We start from the raw sequence: 21,904 nt of genomic DNA on the forward strand, positions 1-21,904 counted from the left end.
GAGGGCGCTTAGCGGATATGGGGCGGGGATTCCAGCGCTAGACGAGATCGCGCGGCAGGGCGTCGAGGGCGGCCTCCATCTCGGCGAAGCTGGGGGCGTGGTTGGAGGGCGTGGTGCGGCGGCCGAGCTCGACGGCGACCTGCGGGGCCTGGCCTTGCAGGTGGGCGACGATGACGGTCTTCACGAGGCTGAGGTACTTCGCCTCGGCGTCGATGACCTGCGCGAGGCGCGAGGCGATGGGGCCGACGACCGTGTAGCTGAGGAGGACGCCGAGGAAGGTGCCGACGAGCGCGCCGCCGATCATGGCGCCCAAGACCTCGGTCGGCTGGTCGACCGAGCCCATCGTCTTGATGACGCCGAGCACGGCGGCGACGATGCCGAGCGCGGGGAGGCTGTCGGCGAGCGTCTGGAGCGCGCCCTGCGCCTGATATTCCTCGGCGACGTGGCGGTCGAGATCGGCCTCCATCGCGTCGGCCATCTGGTTCGGGTCCTCGAAGTTCATCGCCATCATGCGCACGTAATCGCAGATGAAGGCGACGAGCGCCGGGTCCGCCGCGATGCGCGGGAAGGCGGCGAACAGGCGCGATTCCTCGGGGTATTCGATATGGCTCTCGATGGCGACGACGCCCCGCGTGCGCAGCGTCTTGATGAGCAGGAACAGGAGGCAGAGGAGGTCGCGGTAGTCGTCCTTGCCCCAGCGCTCGCCCGCGAACGCGCGGCGCACGCCGTCTGCGGCGCGGCGCAGCGTCGCGCTGCTGTTGGCGATGATGAAGGCGCCGGCGGCGGCGCCCGCGATGATCAGCAACTCCTGCGGCAGCGCCCCGGCGATGATGCCGGGCTCGCCGCCCGCGATCAGGAAGCTGCCGAACACGCAGACGAGCACGACGGCCAGCCCGAAAAAGATAATCACGACCCACAGACCCCGCGAGACAGGTACACGTTCTCAGGCGGGCATGGTGGGGCCGGGGTGGTTAAGGGCGCTTTAAGCGAAGTTTCAAGCGTCCGGGTACTTCACCGTGCAGCCGTAGGCGCGCGTGACGGGGCTGGCGACGGCGCGGCCCGCGGAAATATCGCCGAGCGCGGCGGTGACGTAGTTCTTCGCGCCCTTGATGTCGGCGGGGTTCGCGGTCGGCTTGTCGTCGATGGCGCCCGCGTAGCGGAGCACGCCCTTGCCGTCGATCACGTACATGTGCGGCGTCGCGCGCGCGTCGTAGGCCTTGCCGACCTTGCCGTCGTGGTCGAGCAGGTAGGCGGTGGGCTGGAACGTCCAGTCCTTCATCTCCTTCGCGGCGAGCGCGGAATCGACGTGGCCCTGCTTGCCCGGCGCGCTGCTGTTGACGGTGAGCCAGACGACGCCGTTCGCCTTCGCATCGGCCTGCAATTTCTGCATGTTGCCGGACTCGTAGTGCTTCTTGACGAACGGGCAGCCGCTGTTGGTCCATTCGAGGACGACGGTCTTGCCGGCGAAATCCTTGAGGCTGACGGTCTTGCCCGCAGCGGTCTGCGCGGTGAAGGCGGGGGCGGTCTTGCCGACTTCCGGCGCGGCGAGAGCGGCGGTGCCCGCGAAGGCGATGGCAGCGAAGGCGGCGATGGCTGTTCTCATGTCTCGTCTCCTTTTCCGGTGAACGGCGAGGATGCCACAATCAGGCGCGGCGGGCGAGGTCCAGCATCAGGGACTCGCTCAGAAGCTGCGGCAGCACCTCGGCGTCCTTGCCGCGCGCGTAGAAGAGATAGAGCGGAACGCCCGCGCGGCCCCGGCTTTCGAGGAAGCGGGTGATGGCCGGATCGGCGTTCGTCCAGTCGCCGACGAGGGTGCGGATTCCGGCGTCCGCGAAGGCGGCGGTGACGGCGGGCGCGGAAAGCGCGCCGTTCTCGTTCACCTTGCAGGTGATGCACCAGTCGGCGGTGAAATAAACGAACACCGGGCCTTCGGCGCGAAGCGCGGCGAGGCGCGCCTCGGTGAAGGGCTCGATGTCCGGCAGCGCAGCGTTGGCGACGGGCGCCTCCGCGCGCGGCGTGATGAGGAGGACGGCGGCGACGGAGAGCGCCGCGACGGCGAGCGGCACGGCGGCGGGGCGTCCGCCGTGCTGGCGGATGCCGACCCACCAGAGCCCGGCGGCGAGGAACACGGCGGCGGCAAGGCCGAGGCTCATGCCGGAAACGCCCGCCTGACGTCCGAGCACCCACGCCAGCGCGACGGCGGTCGCGAACATCGGCAGCGCCATGATGCGGCGGAACGTCACCATCCACGGCCCCGGCCTCGGCAGGCGGTTGCGGAGCGCGGGGATGAAGCCGATCAGGATGAAGGGCAAGGCGAGGCCGAGCCCGAGTCCCGCGAAGATGAGGAGGCCGAGGGCGGGCGGCAGCAGGATGGCGGCGCCGAGCGCGAGGCCCATGAACGGGCCGGTGCAGGGCGTGGCGACGACGGCGGCGAGCGCGCCGGTCCAGAATGCGCCCTGCGTGCCGCCGCGCGCCGCGAGCGCATCGCCGCCGATCCGGGGCGCGCTGATCTCGAACAGCCCAGCGAGATTGAGCGCGATCGCGGTGACGAGCAGCAGCAGCAGGAAGATGACGCGCGGGTCCTGAAGCTGGAACGCCCAGCCGACCTGCGCGCCCGCGGCGCGGAGCGCGAGGATCGCCGCGCCGAGCGCAACGCAGGTGCCGACGACGCCCGCCGTGTAGGCGAGCGCCTCGCGCCGCGCCGCGGCTTCGGAATGGCCGCCGTTCGCGAGGCTGAGCGCCTTGAGGCCGAGGATGGGGAACACGCAGGGCATGACGTTGAGGATGAAGCCGCCGAGCACGGCGAGCGCGAGCGCGGTGAGCGCGGACGGCAGGCCCGCCTGATGCCGATCGTGCCCGCCGGGCGCGAGCGGGGCGCCCGCCGCCGCGACCTCGCCCGCGTCCGCCTTGAGGCTTGCGCCGAAATGGCTGCCGTCGGCGCGGTCCAGCCGCAGCACGCCCGTGACTTCGCCGGGGTCGGCGTTCGCGCCCGCCGCCGTTTCGATGACGAGCGTGTCGCCGTCCCGGCTCACCGCCTGCGGCGCGTCGTAGTCGAGCACGCCGTCCGCCTCGGGGAAGAAGTAGGCGCGGCTGATGTCGCCCGCGCCCGTGGTGTCGACCGAGAGGCGGAACCTGCCGTCCGCGCGGGCATGACGCGCGGGCCAGTCGACGGGGCGGGGCAGGGCGGCGCGGGCCTTCTCGAAGCGCGGCGCGGCGGCGGGGTCGGCCGCGCCGTCGCCCGCCCGGAGGTCGAGCGCGAGGTCGGCGCTTTCGGGGACGCAAAGCTCGTCGTCGCAGACCAGATAGTCGACGCGGACCTTCACGGGGAGCGGCGTGCCGGGGGCGAGGCCCGGCACGGCGAGGTCGACGAGCAGCGCCGATTCCCCTTCGAACACGTAGTTCATGATGCCCGAGACGGTGAAGGTGGAGGGCACCGGATAGCGGATGGCGGAAGCGGCGACGCCCTCCGGCAGCGTCCACGCCGCCTGCGTTTCCATGCCCGCGCTGCCGGGGTTCTTCCAGTAGGTGTGCCAGCCTTTTTCGGGGGTCATCACGATGGCGAGCGCGGCGGTCTTTCCCGGCGCCGGGGCGGCGCTCTCCGCGATCAGCTCGACGCGGGTGTGCGGGTTCTGGACGGCGTTCGTCGCAAGCGCGGGCGACGCGAAAGCGATCAGCAGCAGGAGAACGGCGCGGAACATGGCGCCAAGGCTTAACGGCCGCGGCGCGAAACGGAAAGGGCCGGCGTTGCCGCCGGCCCGTCCTTGCGCCCTGTGACGAAGCGTCAGATGCGGCGGCGGCGTGCCGCGCCGATGCCGAGCAGGCCGATGCCGAGCAGGCCGACCATCGCCGGTTCCGGAACGTCGCGGTCCGGTATGAACGTCACCTTGATGATGAAGTCGTCGTGGTTGTCGTCGTCGTCCACCTTCTGGTCGTCGAGCGCGATCCACAGCGTGTTCGTGTTGAGGCCGGACGGATCGTTCGCGCCGAGCAGGATGCCGAACTCCTCGACGCCGGGGTAGAACTTCTTGTCGCCGCGGCCGCTCGACGTGAAGTAGCCTTCCCACGCACCCGCGGAGACCGACACCTCGAACATGAATTCGAGGCCGGTGTCGAGGTCGTTGTCCTCGGCGAAGCTGTTCGCGCCGTAGTGGAAGAGGTTGTCGAAGCCGCTTTCGGCGCCGAGGTATTCGAACCTCAGCGTGCCGGAGCGATCGAAGGTGATCGAGGCGCCGGTCGAGGCGTAGACGTCGAGGCCGATCCCGTTCAGGTACGACTGGAAGTTGTTGTTGTCCGGAATCTCGAGCGTCGACGAGAAGTTGACGACCATTCCGGCCTGCGCGCTCGCCGCGAGAGCTACCGAGGCCGCACCCGCGATGAAAAGGGTCTTGAGCATGGCAACATCCTTGCACAACATTTGCGATTGATTGCGGCTACGCAATGATCGTGCCAGTCCGGGAACTGTTACAGAATCGAGACAGTTAGCGATTCGGCGTCCCGCCGGCCGTGCGAGGATCGTAAAATCTGCCGACACTTCACTAAAGAACGGGGCCTAAAGAACGGGCCGCGGCACGGCGTCGTCCGCGTCGCCGTCCTCCTCGTCATCGGGCTCCGGCGTCGGGTCGGGCGCCGTGTACTCGATCGCCGAGGCTTGCGGCAGCATGTCGAAGTCGTCGTCCCCCGCCTGGTCGCTGACGAGGAGCAGGCCGAAGAAGCTGGCGGCGACCAGCTCGGCGGGGATCGACCAGCGACGCCCGCCGGACGCGCGCAGCCGCGGGGCCGCCGCGGGCGGTTCCGCCCATGTCGACGGCGGCCGGGCGGCGGCCTCGATCCGGCGGGCGATCGTGTCGCCGGTGCGCATGGCGAGCGCGATGATGGTGAGCGTCGGGTTCGCCCAGCCCGAGGTGGGGAACAGCGAGCTGCCCGCGACATAGAGATTGGCGAGGCCGTGGACGCGCCCCTCGGCATCGCACACGCCCTCCGCCGGGCTGTCCGCCATGCGCGTGGTGCCGATGTGGTGATAGCCGCCGATCGGATGCGAGCTGATGAGCGGGTCGGTCGTCCAGCGGCGCCCGCTGCCGAGCAGCCACTCCGCCGTCTCGACGCGGCCCATGCCGAGGCGTTCGAGCTCTTGCCCGAAATCGGCGACCAGCACGGCGACGCTTTCGATGTCCAGCTCGGTGAGCCGCCAATCGAGCTTGATGCGCGGGATGCCGAGGGCGTCGGATTCGGTGTCGAGCAGCACGCGGCTATCCGGGTTCGGCGCCTGCTCGGCGCGCACGAGCAGCGCGAGATCGAGCCGCCCGGCCTTGTGGAGCAGCCACGGGCGCAGCGGATCGGCGCGTTCCTGCACGAACGATGCCGCGCGCTTGGTGAGCATCCAGAGGCCGCGCCCGGCGCGCGTCGGCGCCGTCTTGTGCTTGAGGCCGGAATAGGCGCGCATCCCGATGAACTGGCGCGCGTCCGCGGGCTGCCGCCCAGCCACGATCATCGAGCTGTTGAGCACGCGGCGCTCCGCCTGCCGCGCCGCGCTCGGCGTGACGAGGGCGGCGACCTTGCGGCCGCCAACGCGGTGCGGCCGCGCGAAGGCCCCCAGCAGCGCCCACGCGTCGCCCTCCACGACGCGGCCGCCGCGCGCGTGCGGGTGCTCCATGAAGAAGCGGCCGACGAGATCGCGGTCGTTGCCGAGGCGGTTCGCGAGCAGCAGGCGCGGGTTTTCGAGGCCGCCCGCGGCGAGCACGAAATAGCGGGCGTGGATGCGCAGCGTGCGCCCGGTGAGGCTTCGGGCCTCGACGTGCGTGACTGCGCCGGCGTCGCTTGCCGCGATGCCGGTGACGGTGGCGTGGGTGACGATCGTGCAGCGCGGATGCGCGCGGAGGTCCGCGCAGGCATCGAAGGTGAAGCGGTTGAAGCGCTCGTCGAACTGCCACGTGCCGAGCGCGAGCCGGGCCGGGTCGAGGTCCGGCAGCGGCACGCCCGCGGCCTTCATCGCCCCGGCCGTGTCGGGACCCTGCGGGAAGCCGAGCTCGCGCCATGCCTCCCGGTAGTAGGGCTCCAGCGTCTCGCGGGAGACCGGCCAGCCGGAATGGGGCACCCAGTCGCGGCGCTCGAAATCGACGCGGTCGAGCTCGGCGCAGCGGCCGCCCCAGATCGCGGTGGTGCCGCCGAAGAAGCGCAGGCGCGAATCCTCGAGGTCGTAATAGGGCTCGCCGACGTTGCGGCCCGCGCCGAGATCGGCGGTCTTCGCCTCGTAGTCGAGGCCGCCGCTTTCGAGGAGCGTGACGCTGTGCCCGTGCGCCAGCAGGCGGCGCGCGACGCCGATGCCGGCGGCGCCGGCGCCGATGACGCAGACCTCCGTCAACCGGATGGCCGGGATGTCGTCGTGTTCAAGATCGAGGTGCATGGCTGCTCTGCTGTGGCAGGCCATACATGAACCTGCGCTCAATGAGGAGAGGAAGGCGACGGGACGTAAAATAAAAAAGGGCGCCCGAAAGCGCCCTTTTCCACGAAACGCAGGAAAACGCCGATCAGCGCTTCGAGAACTGGAAGCTGCGGCGTGCCTTGGCGCGGCCGTACTTCTTGCGCTCGACGGTGCGGCTGTCGCGGGTGAGGAAACCCGCCTGCTTGACGACGCCGCGCAGCTCCGGCTCGTACTTCGTCAGCGCCTGGCTGATGCCGTGCTTCACCGCGCCGGCCTGGCCCGAGAGGCCGCCGCCCGAAACGGTGGCGATCACGTCGAACTGGCCGCCCCGGCCCGAGACGTCGAAGGGCTGGTTGATGACGAGGCGCAGCGTCGGACGCGCGAAATACACGGTCTGGTCGCGGCCGTTGACGGTGATCTTGCCGGTGCCCGGCTTGATCCAGACGCGCGCGACGGCATCCTTGCGGCGGCCGGTCGCATAGGCGCGGCCCTGCGCGTCGATTTCCTTCTCGCGCAGCGGCGCGGCGGAGACGGCCACGGGCGCGGCGCCCGCGGCGGTTTCGACGGCGAGGTCCTTCAGATCCTCGAGACCCAATTTCTCATCAGCCATGATCAGGCACCCACCTTGTTCTTGCGGTTCATCGACGCGACGTCGACGACCTGCGGATTCTGTGCGACATGCGGATGCTCGGCGCCCGCATAGATGCGAAGGTTGCGCATCTGCGCGCGGCCGAGCGGACCGCGCGGGACCATGCGCTCGACGGCCTTCTCGAGCACGCGCTCCGGGAAGCGGCCCTCGAGGACCTTGCCCGCCGTGATGCCCTTGATGCCGCCCGGATAGCCGGTGTGGCGGTAGTAGGTCTTGTCCTTGAGCTTGTTGCCCGTGAAGCGGACCTTGCCCGCGTTGATGACGATGACGTTGTCGCCGCAATCGACGTGCGGCGTGTAGATCGCCTTGTGCTTGCCGCGCAGGCGGTTGGCGATGATCGAGGCGAGACGGCCCACGACGAGGCCGTCGGCATCAATCAGCAGCCACTTCTTTTCGACTTCGGCGGGCTTCGCCGAGACCGTGGACTTGGTGTGCATGGTTCGATCCCAAAACAAAGGCGGGCCGCATGAAGCCGCCCGCGTGAACGGCGCGGCATATGATGGAGATGCCCGAAAGCGTCAAGCGAAATAGGCGCTTAGGCGTGGGGTATCATGGTGTTCAGCGGAATTCGCCCGTGTTTTCATGGGCTTTTCAGCGCATCCGGTATCCCGGCCGGCCGAGGCCGTGCGCGCAGGCGACCGCCGCCCACACCAGGAGCGCGGCGACGGCCTGATGCGCGACGGCGACGTGGAGGGCGACGCCGGTGAGCAGCGTGGCGATGCCGAGGATGATCTGCGCGGTGAGCAGCAGCAGCACGAAGCGCGGCGCGCCGCCGCCGCTCTCGCGCGACGTGCGGACGGACAGGATGACGAGCATCGCGGCGGCGATCCACGCCCACCAGCGATGCACCCACTGCACGACGACCGGGTTGTCGACGGCGTTGCGCCACATCGGCTCCAGCCACTGGGCGCCCTCGGGGAAGAAGCGCCCGCCCATCAGCGGCCATTCGGCGAAGGCGTGCCCCGCGTTGAGGCCCGCGACGAAGGCGCCGAGCACGATCTGGACCGCCAGCGCCAGCAGCGCGAGCGCGCTGAAGACCGTGAGCCGGGAGCGGCCCTCGCGCCGGTGGTGCGCCATCAGGTCGCGCGCCGTCCAGACGAGGCCGCCGAGGATGACGAGCGCCGTGCCGAGGTGCACGGCGAGCCGGTCGTGCGCGACGTCGGGCCGGTCGACGAGGCCGGAGGCGACCATCCACCAGCCGATCGCGCCTTGCAGCCCGCCGAGCGCGAGGAGGGCGAGCAGGCGCGGCTTGTAGCCCTCCGGGATCATCCGGCGCGCCCAGAACCACGCGAGCGGCAGCGCGAAGGCGAGGCCGATGAAGCGGCCGAGCACGCGGTGCAGATACTCCCAGAAGAAGATGGCCTTGAATTCGTCGAGCGACATGCCCCGGTTCACCTTCCGGTATTCCGGATAGGCCTTGTAGGCTTCGAACTCGGCGTGCCATTCCGCGTCGTTCAAGGGCGGGACGACGCCCGAGATCGGCTCCCACCGCACCATCGACAGGCCGGATTCGGTGAGCCGCGTGATGCCGCCGACGACGACCATCGCGAAGACGAGCGCGGCGACGACATAGAGCCAGAGCGCGACGGCACGGGGGCGGGCAGCGGAAACCATGCGCTGCCGATTAGGCCAAGGTGAGGCGCAGGCCAAGCGGCCATTCGGTCGCGGCGTGTCTACGCCGCCGCTTCCCGCACCACCCAGTCGCGGAAGCGGGCGAGGGCTTCGCTGCCGCCGGTTTCGGGATAGACGAGATAATAGGCGTCGTCCCGCGAGAGCGGCAGGTCGAAGGGCGAGACGAGCGTTCCGGCTGCAAGCTCGGGCTCGATGAGGAAGCTGGGGATGAGCGCGATGCCGACGCCCGCGGCGGCGGCTTGCGCCAGCATCAGGAAATGCTCGAAGGTCGGGCCGCGGGTGATCGGCCCCGCCGCGACGCCCGCGAGCCGGAACCAGCGCGCCCACGCGTCCTTGCGCGAGGTCTGGAACAGCAGCGGCTTGCCGATGAGGTCGGCGGGCGCGGCGAGCGGGTTCGCGGCGAGCCACGCCGGCGCGCAGACGGGTATCGCCGCCTCGCGGAACAGGAAATCGTGCACGACGCCCGGCCAGTCCGGCAGGCCGAAATGGATCGCGGCGTCGAAATCCTCCTCGGCGAAATCGAACGTGTCCGAGCGCGCGGCGAAGTTGACGACGAGATCGGGATGCTCGGCGGTGAAGCGCGGCAGGCGCGGCGCGAGCCAGCGCATCCCGAAGCTCGGCAGCGTGGCGATGCTGAGGGCGTTCTCGGGCCGCTTCGCGGCGAGGCGGGCGGTGGCGCGGCGGATGCGGTCGAGCGCGGGCGCGATCTCGTCGGCGTAGGCGCGGCCGTCGGCGTTGAGCGCCACGCGGCGGCCCGCGCGGTCGAACAGCGGCGTTTGCAGCCAGTCCTCCAGCAGCGCGATCTGGCGGCTGACGGCGCTTTGCGTGAGGCCGACCTCGTCGCCGGCGCGCGAGAAGCTGCCGTGCCGCGCGGCGGCGGCAAAGCTGGCAAGCGCCCCGATCGGCGGCAGGTGGCGGCGTTCACTCATTCCATACCATCATTTACAGATGATGGGTCGTCGTTTGCCATATTCCGAATTTCCTGACAATCGGTGCCGGAACGCGAGGAGTCTTTTCATGTCGAATACGAATGTAGGCACGATCGGGCATCTGGTCATCGACACGCTGGGGCCGCAGGCGGGCGCGAAGGCGCTCGGTGCGCTCGCCATCGACGCGGCGCTGCTCGCCGAAACCGGCGAGACGGTCTCGCGCGCGGCGTTCGCGATGGCGCTCAATGTGCTGCTGTTCGACGACCTGCTGAAGCGCGTGCCGAGCGGCGCGGCCTACGTGGCCGACACGGTGGCGCGCGGCGAGCGCATCACCTTCGACCACGGCGCGCTGCGCACCATCCGTTTCCGCGAAGGCCCGACCGGCGCGCTCCCCGCCGGGCAGGACGCGTTCCAGCGCATCCTCGAGCCGCTCGGCTACCGCGCGGCGGACACCTACCCGCTGCCCGCGCTGCGCATGACGGGACGCGCCTATTGCCACCGCGACGCGCCGGGGGCGATCCCGCAGTTCTTCGTGAGCGAGCTTCACGTCGAGCGCTTCGACGAGGGTTTCGTGCGCGTCGCCGAGCGCGTGTTCGGCACGACGCGCGACCCGCTGAACGCCGACGCGCAGGACGTGCTCGCGGCGTTCGCGGCGGACGGTAGCGTGCCGTACCCGGACGCCGTGGTGGCGCTGCCCGCGATCGTCGCGGCGTTCGGCTGCCACCACGATCCCGTGTCGCTCGGCGACTACGAGGCGCTGCTCGCCCGCTCCGGTGAGGCGGCGTGGATCGCGACCGAGGGCAACGCCTTCAACCACGCCACCGACCGCGTCGCCGATGTCGATGCGCTGGCCGCGCGGCTGAAGGCGGAAGGGCGGCCGATGAAGGACACGGTGGAGGTCTCGGGCAGCGGCCGCGTGCGGCAGACGGCGTTCCGCGCCGATACGTTCGAGCGCAAGTTCGTGGGCGGCGTGCGCCGCACCGTACCGGGCTCGTTCTACGAGTTCATCACGCGCGACATCGACCCCGCCACCGACCGCCTCGACCTCCGCTTCGACAGCGGCAACGCCACCGGCATCTTCGCGATGACGCGCGCCGCGTAACGCGGTAAGCAGCGCCGAACGGTTCGCCGAACGCATTTTCCAAGGAGAAGACCATGTCCGACAATTTGCTTGGGGTTTACAGCCGGGCGCCGCTCGTCGTCGATCGCGGCGAGGGGACGTGGCTCTATGATACGGACGGCAACCGCTGGCTCGACTGCGTGATGGGCATCGCCACCGACGCGCTCGGCCACGCGCACCCGAAGCTGGTCGCGGCGCTGGACACGCAGGCGAAGAAGCTGTGGCACGTCTCCAACATCTTCCGCATTCCGGGGCAGGAGGCGCTGGCGAAGCGCCTGATCGACGCGACCTTCGCGGACGTGGTGTTCTTCGGCAATTCCGGCTCCGAGGCGATCGAGGGCGCGCTGAAGACGGCGCGGCGCTATCACCATGTGAACGGGTCGCCGGAGCGCGTGGACGTGATCGGCTTCGCGGGCTCGTTCCACGGCCGCACCTATGCGGCGGTGAACGCATCGGGCAACGCCGCGTACCTCGACGGCTTCGGTCCGCGGCTTCCGGGCTATGTGCAGCTGACGATCGACGACGAGGCGGGCATCGCCGAGGCGATCGCGCGCCCGACCACGGCGGCGGTGATCGTCGAGCCGGTGCAGGGCGAGGGCGGCGCGCGGGCGCTCTCCGGCGAATGGCTGAAGCGCGTGCGCGACCTCTGTACGCAGCACGGCGTGCTCCTCATCTACGACGAGGTGCAGAGCGGCATGGGGCGCACCGGCAAGCTGTTCGCGCACCAGTGGTTCGAGGGCGTCGAGCCGGATATCATGGCGATCGCCAAGGCGCTCGGCGGCGGGTTCCCGATCGGCGCGTTCCTCGCCACGACCGAAGCGGCGAAGGGCATGGTCGTCGGCACGCACGGCTCCACCTTCGGCGGCAACCCGCTGGCGATGGCGGTGGGCATCGCGGCGTTCGACGAGATCGCGAAGGAAGAGACGCTGGCGCACGCCCGGGCGATCGCGGCGGATTTCGTCGAGCGGCTGACGGCGCTCAAGGACAAGCACGGCGACCTCATCGTCGACGTGCGCGGCAAGGGGCTGCTGATCGGTTTGAAGCTCGTGCCCAACAACCGCGAGTTCATGGCGCTGGCGCGCGACCACGGCATCCTCGTGGCGGGCGGCGGCGAGAACTGCGTGCGCCTGCTGCCGCCGCTGATCCTCAGCCACGACGAGGTGGCAGAGGCCGTGAAACGCCTCGATTCCGCGTTCGCCGACGCGCGGACGCGCCTCGCCAAGGCGGCCTGATGCTGGTGATCCGGCCGGCGCGGCCGGCCGATCTCGACGTGTTGATGGAACTCGCGGTGCTTTCGGGCCGCGGGTTCACCAGCCTGCCCGAGGACGAGGCGACGCTGTCCGCGCGCCTCGAACTCGCCGAGGCGAGCTTCACCGGCGCAGTGGCGCCCGCCGAGGCGTGGTACACGATCATGCTGGAGGACACGGAGACGGGCCGTGTCGAGGGGCTGGCAGGCGTGCGCGCGGCCGTGGGGCTGAAACGCCCGCACTTCTCGTTCCGCGTGATGACGCTCGCGCAATACTCGTCGGCCATCGGCACGCGCTTCGACCACCAGGCGCTGGTGCTGGTGAACGAATGCGGCGGCTGGACCGAGGTGGGATCGCTGTTCCTGCGGCCCGAGCGGCGCAGCGGCGGCGCGGGCAGCCTGCTCGCGCGCTCGCGCTACATGCTGATCGGCGCCGAGCCGACGCGCTTCTCGCACACGATCATGGCGGAGCTGCGCGGCTGGTTCGACGAGAACGGCAAGTCGCCGTTCTGGGAGGGGGTCGCCTCCAAGTTCTTCCGCCTGCCGTTCGAGGAGGCGGACCGCATGGTGATGTCCACCGACGGGCAGTTCATCCTCGACCTCGCGCCAAGGCACCCGATCTACGTCGACCTCATCGACAAGGACGCGCGCGAGGCGATCGGCCGCGTGCACCGCGACGGCGAACCGGCGCTGACGCTGCTCGAGAAGGAAGGTTTCGAGCGCTCCGGCCTCATCGACATCTTCGACGGCGGGCCGACGATGACCTGCCCGGCGGGCGAGGTGGCGACGATCCGCGCGACGCGCACGCTCAGGCTGGAGATCGGCGATCCGGGCGAGGCGCAGGCGCTGCTCTCGACGGTCCAGATCGAGAGCTTCCGCTCGGTGCGCGCGTCGGCGCGCGTCGGCGAGACCAATGTGACCATCGGCAAGGAGGCCGCCGACGCGCTGAAGCTGCAAAGCGGCGAGCCCGTGAGGGTATCGGCATGACGACGTTCCGCTCGATCGACCCGGCCACGGGCGACACCGTCTGGGAAGGCGCCGCCGCGGGCGCGGATGATTGCAATGCCGCCATCGCGAAGGCGCGGGCGGCGCTCGGGGCGTGGCGGTCGCGCCCGGCGGACGAACGCATCGCGCTCGCGCGGCGCTATGCCGAGGTGCTGGGTAGCCGCAAGGCGGAGCTTTCGCGGCTGATCTCCCGCGAGACAGGCAAGCTGCTCTGGGAGACCGAGGCCGAGATCGGCTCGATGATCGGCAAGGTCGAGGTGTCGATCCGCGCCTTTACCGAGCGCACCGGCGAGCGGGCGGCGGACATGCCGTTCGGCCGCGCCGTGCTGCGGCATCGCGGCCACGGCGTGATGGCCGTGCTGGGGCCGTACAACTTCCCCGGCCACCTGCCGAACGGGCACATCGTCCCGGCGCTGATCGCGGGCAACACGGTTGTCTTCAAACCCTCCGAGATCGCGCCCGCCATCGGTGAGGCGATGGCGGCGGCGTGGGCGGAAGCGGGGCTGCCGGAGGGCGTGCTCAATCTCGTGCAGGGCGCGCGGGCGACCGGCGAGGCGCTGGTCGCGGGCGACATCGACGGGCTGCTGTTCACCGGCTCGGCGGGTGCGGGCGCGGCGCTGAGGCGGGCGCTCGTCGACCGGCCGCACGTGATCCTCGCGCTGGAGCTCGGCGGCAACAATCCGCTCGTGGCATGGGATTCGCCGGAGGCCGCGGCGTCGATCATCGTGCAGTCATCGTTCGTCACCACCGGCCAGCGCTGTTCGTGCGCGCGGCGGCTGATCGTGCCCGAGGGCAGGGTCGGCGACGCGATCGTGGAGGCGGTGGACGCGATGGCCGGGCGGCTCCGCGTCGCGGCGTGGGACGAGCCGGGCAGCGCGTTCATGGGGCCGCTGGTCTCCGACGCGGCCGCGCTGGGCGCGCGCACGGCGGCGGACGGTATCGTCTCGCGCGGGGCGAAGGTGATTCGGCCGTTCGAAGGCATCGCGGGGCGGCCGGCGGCGTTCGTGACGCCCGCGATCCTCGACGTGACCGGGATCGATGTGCCCGATGCCGAGATCTTCGCGCCGGTGGTGCAGGTGATCCGCGTGCCGGACTTCGACGCGGCGATGCGCGCGGCGAACGCCACGGTGTTCGGGCTTTCGGCGGGGCTCATCAGCGAGGACCCGGCGCTCTGGGCGCGCTTCGTCGAGGAAAGCCGCGCGGGCGTCGTCAACCGCAACCGGCCGACGACGGGCGCGGCGGCCAATATGCCGTTCGGCGGGCTCGGCGCCTCTGGAAATCATCGCCCAAGCGCGTATTACGCAGCGGACTATTGCGCGTACCCGATCGCCAGTTTCGAGGCGGAAGGGGTTGGCGCGGTGGAGGTTCCCGGATTAGCCCCCTGATGGGGGCTAAGCTTTTGAATAGAGACTGATTCACGTTTCGGATGAAAGCGTGGACGCTTCCATCCGAAACGATCAGGCTCTAGACGGGTGACCAATTTCGCTGACGGAGGGGTGATTCATGAAGACGCGCGCGGCTGTTGCATTCGAGGCGAAGAAACCGCTGGAGATCATTGAACTCGACCTCGAAGGCCCGAAGGCGGGCGAGGTGCTGGTCGAGATCATGGCGACGGGTATCTGCCACACGGACGCCTACACGCTCGACGGCTTCGACAGCGAGGGGCTGTTCCCGAGCGTTCTCGGCCACGAGGGCGCGGGCATCGTGCGCGAGGTGGGGCAGGGCGTCACGTCCGTGAAGCCGGGCGACCACGTGATCCCGCTCTACACGCCGGAATGCCGCCAGTGCAAAAGCTGCCTTTCGGGCAAGACCAACCTCTGCACGGCGATCCGCGCCACGCAGGGCAAGGGGCTGATGCCGGACGGCACGACGCGCTTCTCCTACAAGGGCCGGCCGATCTATCACTACATGGGCTGCTCGACCTTCTCGAACTTCACGGTGCTGCCGGAGATCGCGGTGGCGAAGATCCGCGAGGACGCGCCGTTCCAGACGAGCTGCTATGTCGGCTGCGGCGTGACGACGGGCGTCGGCGCGGTGGTGAACACGGCGAAGGTGCAGGCGGGCGAGAACGTCGTCATCTTCGGCCTCGGCGGGATCGGGCTCAATGTCATTCAAGGTGCGAAGATGGTGGGCGCGGACAAGATCGTCGGCGTCGACATCAACCCGGACCGGGAAGAGTGGGGCCGCAAGTTCGGCATGACGCACTTCGTCAACTCGAAGGGCCTGTCGCGCGACGAGACGATCGCGAAGATCCTCGAGATCACCGACGGCGGCGCGGACTACAGCTTCGACGCGACGGGCAACACCGAAGTGATGCGGACCGCGCTCGAATGCTGCCATCGCGGCTGGGGCGAGAGCATCATCATCGGCGTCGCCGAGGCGGGCAAGGAAATCTCGACGCGCCCGTTCCAGCTCGTCACGGGCCGGGTGTGGAAGGGCACGGCGTTCGGCGGCGCCAAGGGCCGCACCGACGTGCCGAAGATCATCGACTGGTACATGAACGGCAAGATCGCCATCGACCCGATGATCACCCACGTGCTGACGCTCGAGGAGATCAACAAGGGCTTCGACCTCATGCACGAAGGCAAGTCCATCCGGTCAGTGGTAGTATACTGAGCTTCTCACCCCTCCCTCTTCAGGGGAGGGGCCGGGGGGTGGGACGCATCCTCATACGCGACGTCGGACAACCGGAACTGCCCCTCCCCCTGAAGAGGAGGGGCTTTACTGTTAGAGCAGCCACTCGATCGGGAGGCGCGACAGGACGCGGATGGCGAGGCGTTGCAGCAGCGTCGTGCCGGGCTCGACGTCGTGGATCTCGATCTCGTCCCCGTCGTCCTCGCGCTCGATCCAGCGCAGGCGGCCCCTGTCGCTGAGCGTCACCTCGTAGGCGCTCATCGGGATCACGCTTTCGAACGCCTCCTGCACGTCGGCGGCAAGCTCCGGGCTTTCGATGACGAAACCGAGCTCGGTGTTGAGCGCGACCGAGCGCGGATCGAAGTTGAACGAGCCGATGAACAGGCGCTGCCGGTCCACCGTGAAGGTCTTGGCGTGCAGCATCGAGCCGCTGGACCGGAGGATCGAGCCGGTGACGGACCTGGCGCCCGAGCCGCCGACGCCGAGGGGCAAGCGGCGTTTGCGGCCCGTGTCCACGCGCGGGCGGCGCATCTCGAACAGGCGGACCCCGGCGCGGATCAGCGCCTTCCTGCGCTTGGCGTAGCCCGCGTGGACGATGGCGACATCGGTGGATTCGAGCGCGTTCGTCAGCACGTTCACCTTGATGTCCTCGCGCGCGAGCGCCGCGAAGGCGTCGACGCCGGCGGCGGTGGGCACGAAATAGGCGGAAACGAGCCCTATTTCGCGCGAGGGGCGGCCGATCGCCTCCTGAAGCTGCTCGCTGAGCGACGTGCCGGGCCTCGCCTTGTCGAGCACCTTCGCCGGATCGTCGCTTACCATCCGCACCGGCGCCCAGATGAACGGCAGCGAGCCGTCCAGCATGTCCGAAATGAAGGGCATGGAGCGCACGGTTTCCACGTAGGTGTGCGCCCGCGGATCGGCGCGCACGGCGCCCGAGCGCCGCGCCAGCGCCTCGAGCTGCTCGATGCCGACCACCGGCAGCACGCGCGTCGCGGGCCATGCCGAGGCGCAGTTCCAGTAGCGGTCGAAATCGTGCGAGACGTCGCTCACCACCGCGCCGATGGCGAGCACGTCGAGGTCGGCGAACAGGTCGCCGTCGCGCGCGGCGAAATACTCGTCGCCGATGTTGCGGCCGCCGATGATCGTCGCCTGGTTGTCGGCGGTGAAGCTCTTGTTGTGCATCCGCCGGTTGAGGCGCCGGAAATCGGTGAGGTAACCGAGCGCCTTGGGATGGCGGACGAAGAACGGGTTGAACAGCCGCACCTCGATCATCGGATGGATGTCGAGCGCGGCGAGCAGGTCGTCGAGCCCGGCGATGCCGTTGTCGTCGAGCAGCAGCCGCACGCGCACGCCCCGGTCCGCCGCCTCGCGCAACGCCTCCAGCACCAGCATCCCCGAGAGGTCGCCGCGCCAGATGTAGTATTGCACGTCGAGGCTGCGCTCCGCGGCGCGGGCGAGGAGGATGCGCGAGGCGAAGGCCTGATGCGCGTCGGCGAGGAGGTGGATGCCCGAAAGGCCCGGCCGCGCGGCGGCCTCCTGCTCGATGCTGCGCCCGAGCCGCGTGCCCCCGGTGCCGGACAGCGCCGCGCTCGGCGTTCGCGGCTCGAGGGGCGGCAAGTGTCTGAACCGGCGCACGATCTCTCCCAGCGTCTCGAACGCGAGAGCGTGGCCCAAAGTATGGAGGGATGCAAACAGGCTGTGAGTTTGAAGCGGTATCCCTGCGCCCGCGCTTTCCTCTAGAGCGTCGCGGAAAGACAAAAGGAGACGGACATGCCGGAAGCGCTGATCATTGATGCAGTCAGGACCCCGCGCGGGATCGGAAAGGTCGGCAAGGGATCGCTGGCCGACATCCACCCGCAGCAGGTGGGCGCGACGGTGCTGAAGGCGATCGCCGAGCGGAACGACCTCGACACCGCCGAGGTCGACGACATCATCTGGGGCACCAGCTCGCAGACCGGCCCGGCGGCGGGCGACCTCGGCCGCATGTCCGCGCTCGACGCGGGCTACGATGTCCGCTCGTCGGCCGTCACGCTCGACCGCTTCTGCGGCTCCGGCATCACCACGGTGAGCATGGCGGCGGCCTCGATCATGTCAGGCATGGAGGACTGCGTGATCGCGGGCGGCACCGAGATGATGTCGCAGACGGGGCAGGGCATCTCCGCCGACGCGCCGCGCACGATGGACAGGGGCAACCGGCGCCTGCGCGACCGGCACCCGCAGCCGCATCAGGGCGTGTGCGCGGACGTGATCGCGACGCTGGAGGGCATCAGCCGCCGCGACCTCGATACGCTTGCTGTCGTCAGCCAGGAGCGCGCTGCCGCCGCCATCGCGGGTGGGCACTTCGACAGGAGCCTCGTGCCGGTGTACCGCGAGGACGGCAGCCTCGCGCTCGACCGGGAAGAGTTCCCGCGCCCCGGCACGACGCTCGAAAGCCTGTCGCAGCTCCAGCCCGCGTTCACGCGGCTGATCGACATGCCGCTCGACGACGCGGGGCTGACCTATCGCAGCCTCGTGAAACAGGCCTACCCGGACCTCGAGATCGAGCATGTCCACCACGCGGGCAACTCCTCGGGCGTCGTCGACGGCTCGGCGGCGCTGCTGCTCGCCTCGCCGTCCTACGCGGCGAAGCGGGGGCTGAAGCCGCGCGCGAAGGTGGTGGCGATGGCGAACATGGGCGATTCCCCGACGCTGATGCTGAACGCCCCGGTTCCGGCCGCGCGGAAGGTGCTGGACAAGGCGGGGCTCGGCGTCGACGACATCGACCTTTTCGAGATCAACGAGGCGTTCGCCGTGGTCGCCGAGAAGTTCATCCGCGACCTGAAGCTCGACCGCGACAAGGTGAACGTCAACGGCGGCGCGATGGCGCTCGGCCACCCGATCGGCGCGACGGGCTCGATCCTGATCGGCACGCTGCTCGACGAGCTGGAGCGGCGCGACCTCCGGCGCGGCCTCGTCACCATGTGCGCGGCGGGCGGCATGGCGCCCGCGATCATCATCGAGCGCGTCTGAGGGAGAGGCATCATGGGCATACCCGAACTCTTTGACCTGACCGGCAAGGTCGCCGTCATCACCGGCTCCTCGCGCGGCATCGGCAAGGCGATCGCGCACCGCATGGCGGAGCACGGCGCGAACGTCGTCGTCTCCAGCCGCAAGCAGGAGGCGTGCGATGCGGCGGTGGCGGAGATCAACGCCGCCGTGGGCCGCGAGGCGGCGATCGCGATCCCCGCGAACATCTCCGCGAAGGAAGAGCTTCAGGCGCTGATCGACGGCGCCACGGCGAAGCTCGGCAAGATCGACATCCTCGTCTGCAATGCCGCCTCCAACCCTTATTTCGGGCCGATGGCGGACATCCCGGACGAGCAGTTCACCAAGATCCTGCACAACAACATCGTCTCGAACCACTGGCTGATCCGGATGGCGGCGCCGCAGATGGCCGCGCGCAAGGACGGGGCGATCATCGTCATCTCGTCGATCGGCGGCCTCAAGGCCTCGACGGTGATCGGCGCCTACAACATCTCGAAGGCGGCCGACATCCAGCTCGTGCGCAACTACGCCGCCGAGTACGGACCCGACAACGTGCGCGTGAACGCGATCTGCCCCGGCCTCATCAGGACTGATTTCGCCAAGGCGCTGTGGGACAACCCGGAGATCCTGAAGCAGTCCACCGCCCATTCGACATTGAAGCGCATCGGCGAGCCGGACGAGATCGCGGGCATGGCGGTGTTCCTCGCCGCGAAGGCGGGCGGCTTCGCCAGCGGGCAGGGCTTCGTGATCGACGGCGGCGTCACCGCCGTTTGAGGCGTTTTGGGGACGCACATCGTTTCGCGGCGGCCCTAGCGCCGGTCGTAATAGAGCTTCGCCATCCGTTCGAAGAGGGCGAGCGCGTTCGGCGCGTCGTGCGTGCCTGAAAACTCGCGGTAGAGCGTGTCGACGTTCACCGCGAGCCGCTCGGCGTCGCGCCAGCCCGCGAAGCGGCCGAGGCCGATGTCGAACGCGGCCTCCTCGGCGCCGAGGCCCGCGTCGAAGCGCAGGCGCGCCTCGCGGGCGATGCAGCCGAGATAGTCCTTCACCGCCGCGACGGCGGCGCGTTCGGCGAGCGGGCCGTGGCCGGGCACGATGGCCTCGGCGTCGAGGCCGAGGATGAGGTCGCACGCGGCGAGCCAGTTCGAGACCGGCCCTTCCCACATGATCGGCGTGCCCTCGATGAACAGGATGTCGCCGGTGAAGACGGTGCGGTCGGCGGGCGACCAGACGATGACGTCGCCGCGCGTGTGCGCCGGGCCGACCTCGATGAGGTCGAGCGTCTTGCCGCCGACGCGGGCGGTGCCGCGGCCCGTGAAGGTCCGCGTCGGGGCGCGCGTGTTCACGCCCGCAAAGTCGAACGGGGCGAAGATCTCGGCGAAATACTGCCCCGCGAGGCCGAGCTGGCCCGCCGCGCCGCCCGCCTTGAGCTGCGCGAGCAGGGCGGGCGGGAACGCCTCCATTTCGGCGGCGGAGGCCTCCGAGGCGACGATCTCGGCATGGGGCAGCAGTCCGTTACCGTGCGTGTGGTCGCCGTTGGCGTGGGTGTTGACGACGGTGCCGATGCGGTCGGAAGCGAGGCCGCTCGCGTCCGCCATCGCCGTCAGCATCCGGGCGGTAAGCGCCTCGTCGAACAGCGTGTCGACGAGCAGCGCCTCGCCGGCATCGGTGACGAGCCCGGCGTTCGACCAGCCCCAGCCGCCGTCCTTCTGGAAATACGCGAAGCTGCCGCTGCCGAGATCGAGAAGGCGGGTGTCCGGTGCGTGGCCCATGCACCGGACACTACCAGAACGCGGGCGGCTGACGAGCCTCTACTGGAGCTCGAAGACCACCGTGACGGTGACGTTGGTGCCGACCTCGCCGGCTTCCACCGGTGGGGCGGCGGCCGCGTCCGCCGCTTCGGCGCGCATCATGGCGACCTTGGGCATCGGGTAGGGGGGCTGCCAGCCGCCGCCCTCGGTGATGGAAACGATGCGCTTCACGCGCAGGCCCGCGGCGCCCGCATAAAGGTCGGCGCGCGCGCGGGCCTTCTTCACGGCGTCGAGCCGGGCCTCGTTCGTCGCGTCCTCGGGCTTGTCGAGGCCGAAGCTCGGCCCGTTCACCTGATTGGCGCCCTCGTTGACCAGCGCGTCGATCACGTCGCCTGCGCCCGCGAGCTTGCGGAGCTTCACGGTGACGGTGTTGTTCGCCTGATAGCCGATCAGCTGCGGCGCCTTGCGCTCCTCGTAGCTGTATTGCGGATTGAGGTTGATGTTCGAGGTCTGGATGTCGCGCTCGGCGATGCCGGCCTTCTTGAGGGCGGCGACCACGCGCGTCATCTGGCTGTTGTTGGCGGTGAGCGCGGCGCGCGCCTCGGCCGCCTGCGTGACGACGCCCGCCGAGATGACGGCGATATCGGGAACGCGGGTGCTCTCGCCGGTCGCGGTCAGCGACAGCAGGGTCTCGGCGGGGACGCTCGGCGCCGTCTGTGCGGCGACCGGGGTCGCGGCGGTGGCGGCGAGCGCGCCGAGGGCGAGAAGCGTTTGAGTGCGCATGGGTTTCATTCCTTTCCTTTTCCGCCCCAACGGATCAGCGGCGGACAGGTTGCCCTATCCGCCGCACCATATGAACCGGAGTTGAAACCTCGTCGCGGATCAGGCCTGACGGGTCTTGATGATCCGGTAGATCCACAGCAGCAGGATCGCGCCCGCCGTGGCGATGAGGATGTTGACGAGATGGCCGTTGCTGCCGCCGAGGCCGATCAGGCTGCCGATATAGCCGCCGATGAGGCCGCCGGCGATGCCGATGAGGATGGTGACGATGATGCCGCCGGGGTCCTTGCCCGGCATGATCCACTTGGCAAGCGCGCCGGCGATGAGGCCGACGACGATCCAACCGAGAAAACTGTAGTCCATCTGCTCACTCCTCCTGTTTTCAGAAAAACCGTAGATGTCCTCGACGTTTCCTGCGGGTGGGCCCGGGCGGCCGGATACCGGCCGGGTTCTCCGCGAACACACCCTCCTGTCGTGCGTTCGTCGATGATAAAATCCGTTTATCGAATAGCTGTCGAGCCGAAACTTGCTGTGGAGTCTAGGCAACGTGTCTTGAAATATTCGGTCTCCGGCTCGTTTGACTGCCCGAAACGTGCTAATTGCCGACCGATTTACATCCTTCCGAGCAGGACTCGAATTTCCCCGTCGCGTTATGCGGACCTTGCGCCGACTGACTTATTCGGGTAACACACTCTGCGATACAAACAGGCACAGTCACT

At 69.5% G+C, this 21,904-nt stretch carries 20 protein-coding genes; 7 read left to right on the forward strand and 13 right to left on the reverse strand.

Going from position 1 to position 21,904, the window contains the following annotated elements:
* Positions 1 to 37: 37 nt before the first annotated feature.
* The 9 genes from motA to gcvA form a co-directional block, all read right to left on the reverse strand.
* Entirely contained in the window at positions 38 to 910 is an 873-nt protein-coding gene (gene motA / locus PE061_RS14900; protein WP_271256033.1) for a flagellar motor stator protein MotA, read from the reverse strand.
* An 84-nt stretch (positions 911 to 994) separates the two neighbouring features.
* Entirely contained in the window at positions 995 to 1,603 is a 609-nt protein-coding gene (locus PE061_RS14905) for a thioredoxin family protein (RefSeq protein WP_271256034.1), read from the reverse strand.
* Between the two features lie 40 nt (positions 1,604 to 1,643).
* The gene (locus tag PE061_RS14910) at positions 1,644 to 3,698 is read right to left on the reverse strand and encodes a protein-disulfide reductase DsbD family protein (RefSeq protein WP_271256035.1); all 2,055 of its coding nucleotides are present in this window, start codon (positions 3,696 to 3,698) and stop codon (positions 1,644 to 1,646) included.
* An 83-nt stretch (positions 3,699 to 3,781) separates the two neighbouring features.
* Positions 3,782 to 4,393 (reverse strand): PEP-CTERM sorting domain-containing protein, encoded by a 612-nt coding sequence (locus PE061_RS14915; RefSeq protein WP_271256036.1) that lies wholly within the window; start codon positions 4,391 to 4,393, stop codon positions 3,782 to 3,784.
* Between the two features lie 156 nt (positions 4,394 to 4,549).
* Positions 4,550 to 6,400, reverse strand: a complete 1,851-nt coding sequence (locus PE061_RS14920; RefSeq protein ID WP_271256037.1) for an FAD-dependent oxidoreductase — start codon at positions 6,398 to 6,400, stop codon at positions 4,550 to 4,552.
* A 124-nt stretch (positions 6,401 to 6,524) separates the two neighbouring features.
* Complete coding sequence (rpsI, locus tag PE061_RS14925; RefSeq protein ID WP_271256038.1) at positions 6,525 to 7,028, reverse strand: 30S ribosomal protein S9; 504 nt, start codon at positions 7,026 to 7,028, stop codon at positions 6,525 to 6,527.
* A 2-nt stretch (positions 7,029 to 7,030) separates the two neighbouring features.
* Positions 7,031 to 7,504, reverse strand: coding sequence for a 50S ribosomal protein L13 (rplM, locus tag PE061_RS14930; protein WP_271256039.1), 474 nt, complete (start codon positions 7,502 to 7,504; stop codon positions 7,031 to 7,033).
* Between the two features lie 154 nt (positions 7,505 to 7,658).
* Entirely contained in the window at positions 7,659 to 8,681 is a 1,023-nt protein-coding gene (locus PE061_RS14935) for a COX15/CtaA family protein (protein ID WP_271256040.1), read from the reverse strand.
* Positions 8,682 to 8,740: 59 nt separating this feature from the next.
* Positions 8,741 to 9,628, reverse strand: a complete 888-nt coding sequence (gene gcvA / locus PE061_RS14940) for a transcriptional regulator GcvA (RefSeq protein WP_271256041.1) — start codon at positions 9,626 to 9,628, stop codon at positions 8,741 to 8,743.
* An 88-nt stretch (positions 9,629 to 9,716) separates the two neighbouring features.
* On the opposite strand from gcvA, the gene PE061_RS14945 reads away from it, so the two are divergent.
* The 5 genes from PE061_RS14945 (at position 9,717) to PE061_RS14965 (ending at position 15,615) form a co-directional block, all read left to right on the forward strand.
* Positions 9,717 to 10,730, forward strand: a complete 1,014-nt coding sequence (locus PE061_RS14945) for a 2-oxoadipate dioxygenase/decarboxylase family protein (RefSeq protein WP_271256042.1) — start codon at positions 9,717 to 9,719, stop codon at positions 10,728 to 10,730.
* Between the two features lie 53 nt (positions 10,731 to 10,783).
* Positions 10,784 to 11,980, forward strand: coding sequence for an aspartate aminotransferase family protein (locus PE061_RS14950; protein ID WP_271256043.1), 1,197 nt, complete (start codon positions 10,784 to 10,786; stop codon positions 11,978 to 11,980).
* Positions 11,980 to 12,981 carry an arginine N-succinyltransferase gene (locus PE061_RS14955; RefSeq protein WP_271256044.1) on the forward strand — a complete coding sequence of 334 codons (1,002 nt, stop codon included), beginning with the start codon at positions 11,980 to 11,982 and terminating at the stop codon, positions 12,979 to 12,981. The genes PE061_RS14950 and PE061_RS14955 overlap by 1 nt, the downstream gene beginning before the upstream one ends.
* Positions 12,978 to 14,384 (forward strand): succinylglutamate-semialdehyde dehydrogenase, encoded by a 1,407-nt coding sequence (gene astD, locus PE061_RS14960; RefSeq protein ID WP_271256045.1) that lies wholly within the window; start codon positions 12,978 to 12,980, stop codon positions 14,382 to 14,384. The genes PE061_RS14955 and astD overlap by 4 nt, the downstream gene beginning before the upstream one ends.
* Positions 14,385 to 14,502: 118 nt before the next feature.
* A complete protein-coding gene (locus PE061_RS14965) occupies positions 14,503 to 15,615 on the forward strand; it encodes an S-(hydroxymethyl)glutathione dehydrogenase/class III alcohol dehydrogenase (protein ID WP_271256046.1) in 1,113 nt (370 codons plus the stop codon).
* Positions 15,616 to 15,726: 111 nt separating this feature from the next.
* Here the strand turns inward: PE061_RS14965 and PE061_RS14970 are convergent, their stop codons facing one another.
* Entirely contained in the window at positions 15,727 to 17,268 is a 1,542-nt protein-coding gene (locus PE061_RS14970) for a phospholipase D family protein (RefSeq protein WP_271256047.1), read from the reverse strand.
* Positions 17,269 to 17,403: 135 nt separating this feature from the next.
* Between PE061_RS14970 and PE061_RS14975 the strand changes: the two genes are divergently transcribed.
* Positions 17,404 to 18,642: an acetyl-CoA C-acetyltransferase gene (locus PE061_RS14975; RefSeq protein WP_271256048.1), complete on the forward strand. Its 1,239-nt coding sequence runs from the start codon at positions 17,404 to 17,406 to the stop codon at positions 18,640 to 18,642.
* 12 nt (positions 18,643 to 18,654) lie between these two features.
* Positions 18,655 to 19,431 (forward strand): SDR family NAD(P)-dependent oxidoreductase, encoded by a 777-nt coding sequence (locus tag PE061_RS14980; protein ID WP_271256049.1) that lies wholly within the window; start codon positions 18,655 to 18,657, stop codon positions 19,429 to 19,431.
* 35 nt (positions 19,432 to 19,466) lie between these two features.
* Here PE061_RS14980 and PE061_RS14985 read toward each other — a convergent pair whose 3' ends face one another.
* From PE061_RS14985 to PE061_RS14995, 3 genes are all read right to left on the reverse strand, one after another.
* On the reverse strand, positions 19,467 to 20,426 hold the full coding sequence (locus PE061_RS14985; RefSeq protein WP_271256050.1) for an MBL fold metallo-hydrolase: 960 nt from the start codon (positions 20,424 to 20,426) through the stop codon (positions 19,467 to 19,469).
* 39 nt (positions 20,427 to 20,465) lie between these two features.
* Complete coding sequence (locus PE061_RS14990; RefSeq protein ID WP_271256051.1) at positions 20,466 to 21,188, reverse strand: SIMPL domain-containing protein; 723 nt, start codon at positions 21,186 to 21,188, stop codon at positions 20,466 to 20,468.
* Positions 21,189 to 21,287: 99 nt separating this feature from the next.
* Positions 21,288 to 21,548: a GlsB/YeaQ/YmgE family stress response membrane protein gene (locus tag PE061_RS14995; RefSeq protein WP_271256052.1), complete on the reverse strand. Its 261-nt coding sequence runs from the start codon at positions 21,546 to 21,548 to the stop codon at positions 21,288 to 21,290.
* Positions 21,549 to 21,904: the final 356 nt, after the last annotated feature.

The sequence above is a fragment of the Sphingosinicella microcystinivorans genome, from assembly GCF_027941835.1.
Lineage (GTDB): Bacteria > Pseudomonadota > Alphaproteobacteria > Sphingomonadales > Sphingomonadaceae > Sphingosinicella.

Bases quoted from the DNA above. Each gene is read 5' to 3' on its own strand.
- PE061_RS14905 (WP_271256034.1), bottom strand. From the start codon at position 1,603: ATGAGAACAGCCATCGCCGCCTTCGCTGCCATCGCCTTCGCGGGCACC.
- PE061_RS14910 (WP_271256035.1), bottom strand. From the start codon at position 3,698: ATGTTCCGCGCCGTTCTCCTGCTGCTGATCGCTTTCGCGTCGCCCGCG.
- PE061_RS14915 (WP_271256036.1), bottom strand. From the start codon at position 4,393: ATGCTCAAGACCCTTTTCATCGCGGGTGCGGCCTCGGTAGCTCTCGCG.
- PE061_RS14920 (WP_271256037.1), bottom strand. From the start codon at position 6,400: ATGCACCTCGATCTTGAACACGACGACATCCCGGCCATCCGGTTGACG.
- rpsI (WP_271256038.1), bottom strand. From the start codon at position 7,028: ATGGCTGATGAGAAATTGGGTCTCGAGGATCTGAAGGACCTCGCCGTC.
- rplM (WP_271256039.1), bottom strand. From the start codon at position 7,504: ATGCACACCAAGTCCACGGTCTCGGCGAAGCCCGCCGAAGTCGAAAAG.
- PE061_RS14935 (WP_271256040.1), bottom strand. From the start codon at position 8,681: ATGGTTTCCGCTGCCCGCCCCCGTGCCGTCGCGCTCTGGCTCTATGTC.
- gcvA (WP_271256041.1), bottom strand. From the start codon at position 9,628: ATGAGTGAACGCCGCCACCTGCCGCCGATCGGGGCGCTTGCCAGCTTT.
- PE061_RS14945 (WP_271256042.1), top strand. From the start codon at position 9,717: ATGTCGAATACGAATGTAGGCACGATCGGGCATCTGGTCATCGACACG.
- PE061_RS14950 (WP_271256043.1), top strand. From the start codon at position 10,784: ATGTCCGACAATTTGCTTGGGGTTTACAGCCGGGCGCCGCTCGTCGTC.
- PE061_RS14955 (WP_271256044.1), top strand. From the start codon at position 11,980: ATGCTGGTGATCCGGCCGGCGCGGCCGGCCGATCTCGACGTGTTGATG.
- astD (WP_271256045.1), top strand. From the start codon at position 12,978: ATGACGACGTTCCGCTCGATCGACCCGGCCACGGGCGACACCGTCTGG.
- PE061_RS14965 (WP_271256046.1), top strand. From the start codon at position 14,503: ATGAAGACGCGCGCGGCTGTTGCATTCGAGGCGAAGAAACCGCTGGAG.
- PE061_RS14975 (WP_271256048.1), top strand. From the start codon at position 17,404: ATGCCGGAAGCGCTGATCATTGATGCAGTCAGGACCCCGCGCGGGATC.
- PE061_RS14980 (WP_271256049.1), top strand. From the start codon at position 18,655: ATGGGCATACCCGAACTCTTTGACCTGACCGGCAAGGTCGCCGTCATC.
- PE061_RS14985 (WP_271256050.1), bottom strand. From the start codon at position 20,426: ATGGGCCACGCACCGGACACCCGCCTTCTCGATCTCGGCAGCGGCAGC.
- PE061_RS14990 (WP_271256051.1), bottom strand. From the start codon at position 21,188: ATGCGCACTCAAACGCTTCTCGCCCTCGGCGCGCTCGCCGCCACCGCC.
- PE061_RS14995 (WP_271256052.1), bottom strand. From the start codon at position 21,548: ATGGACTACAGTTTTCTCGGTTGGATCGTCGTCGGCCTCATCGCCGGC.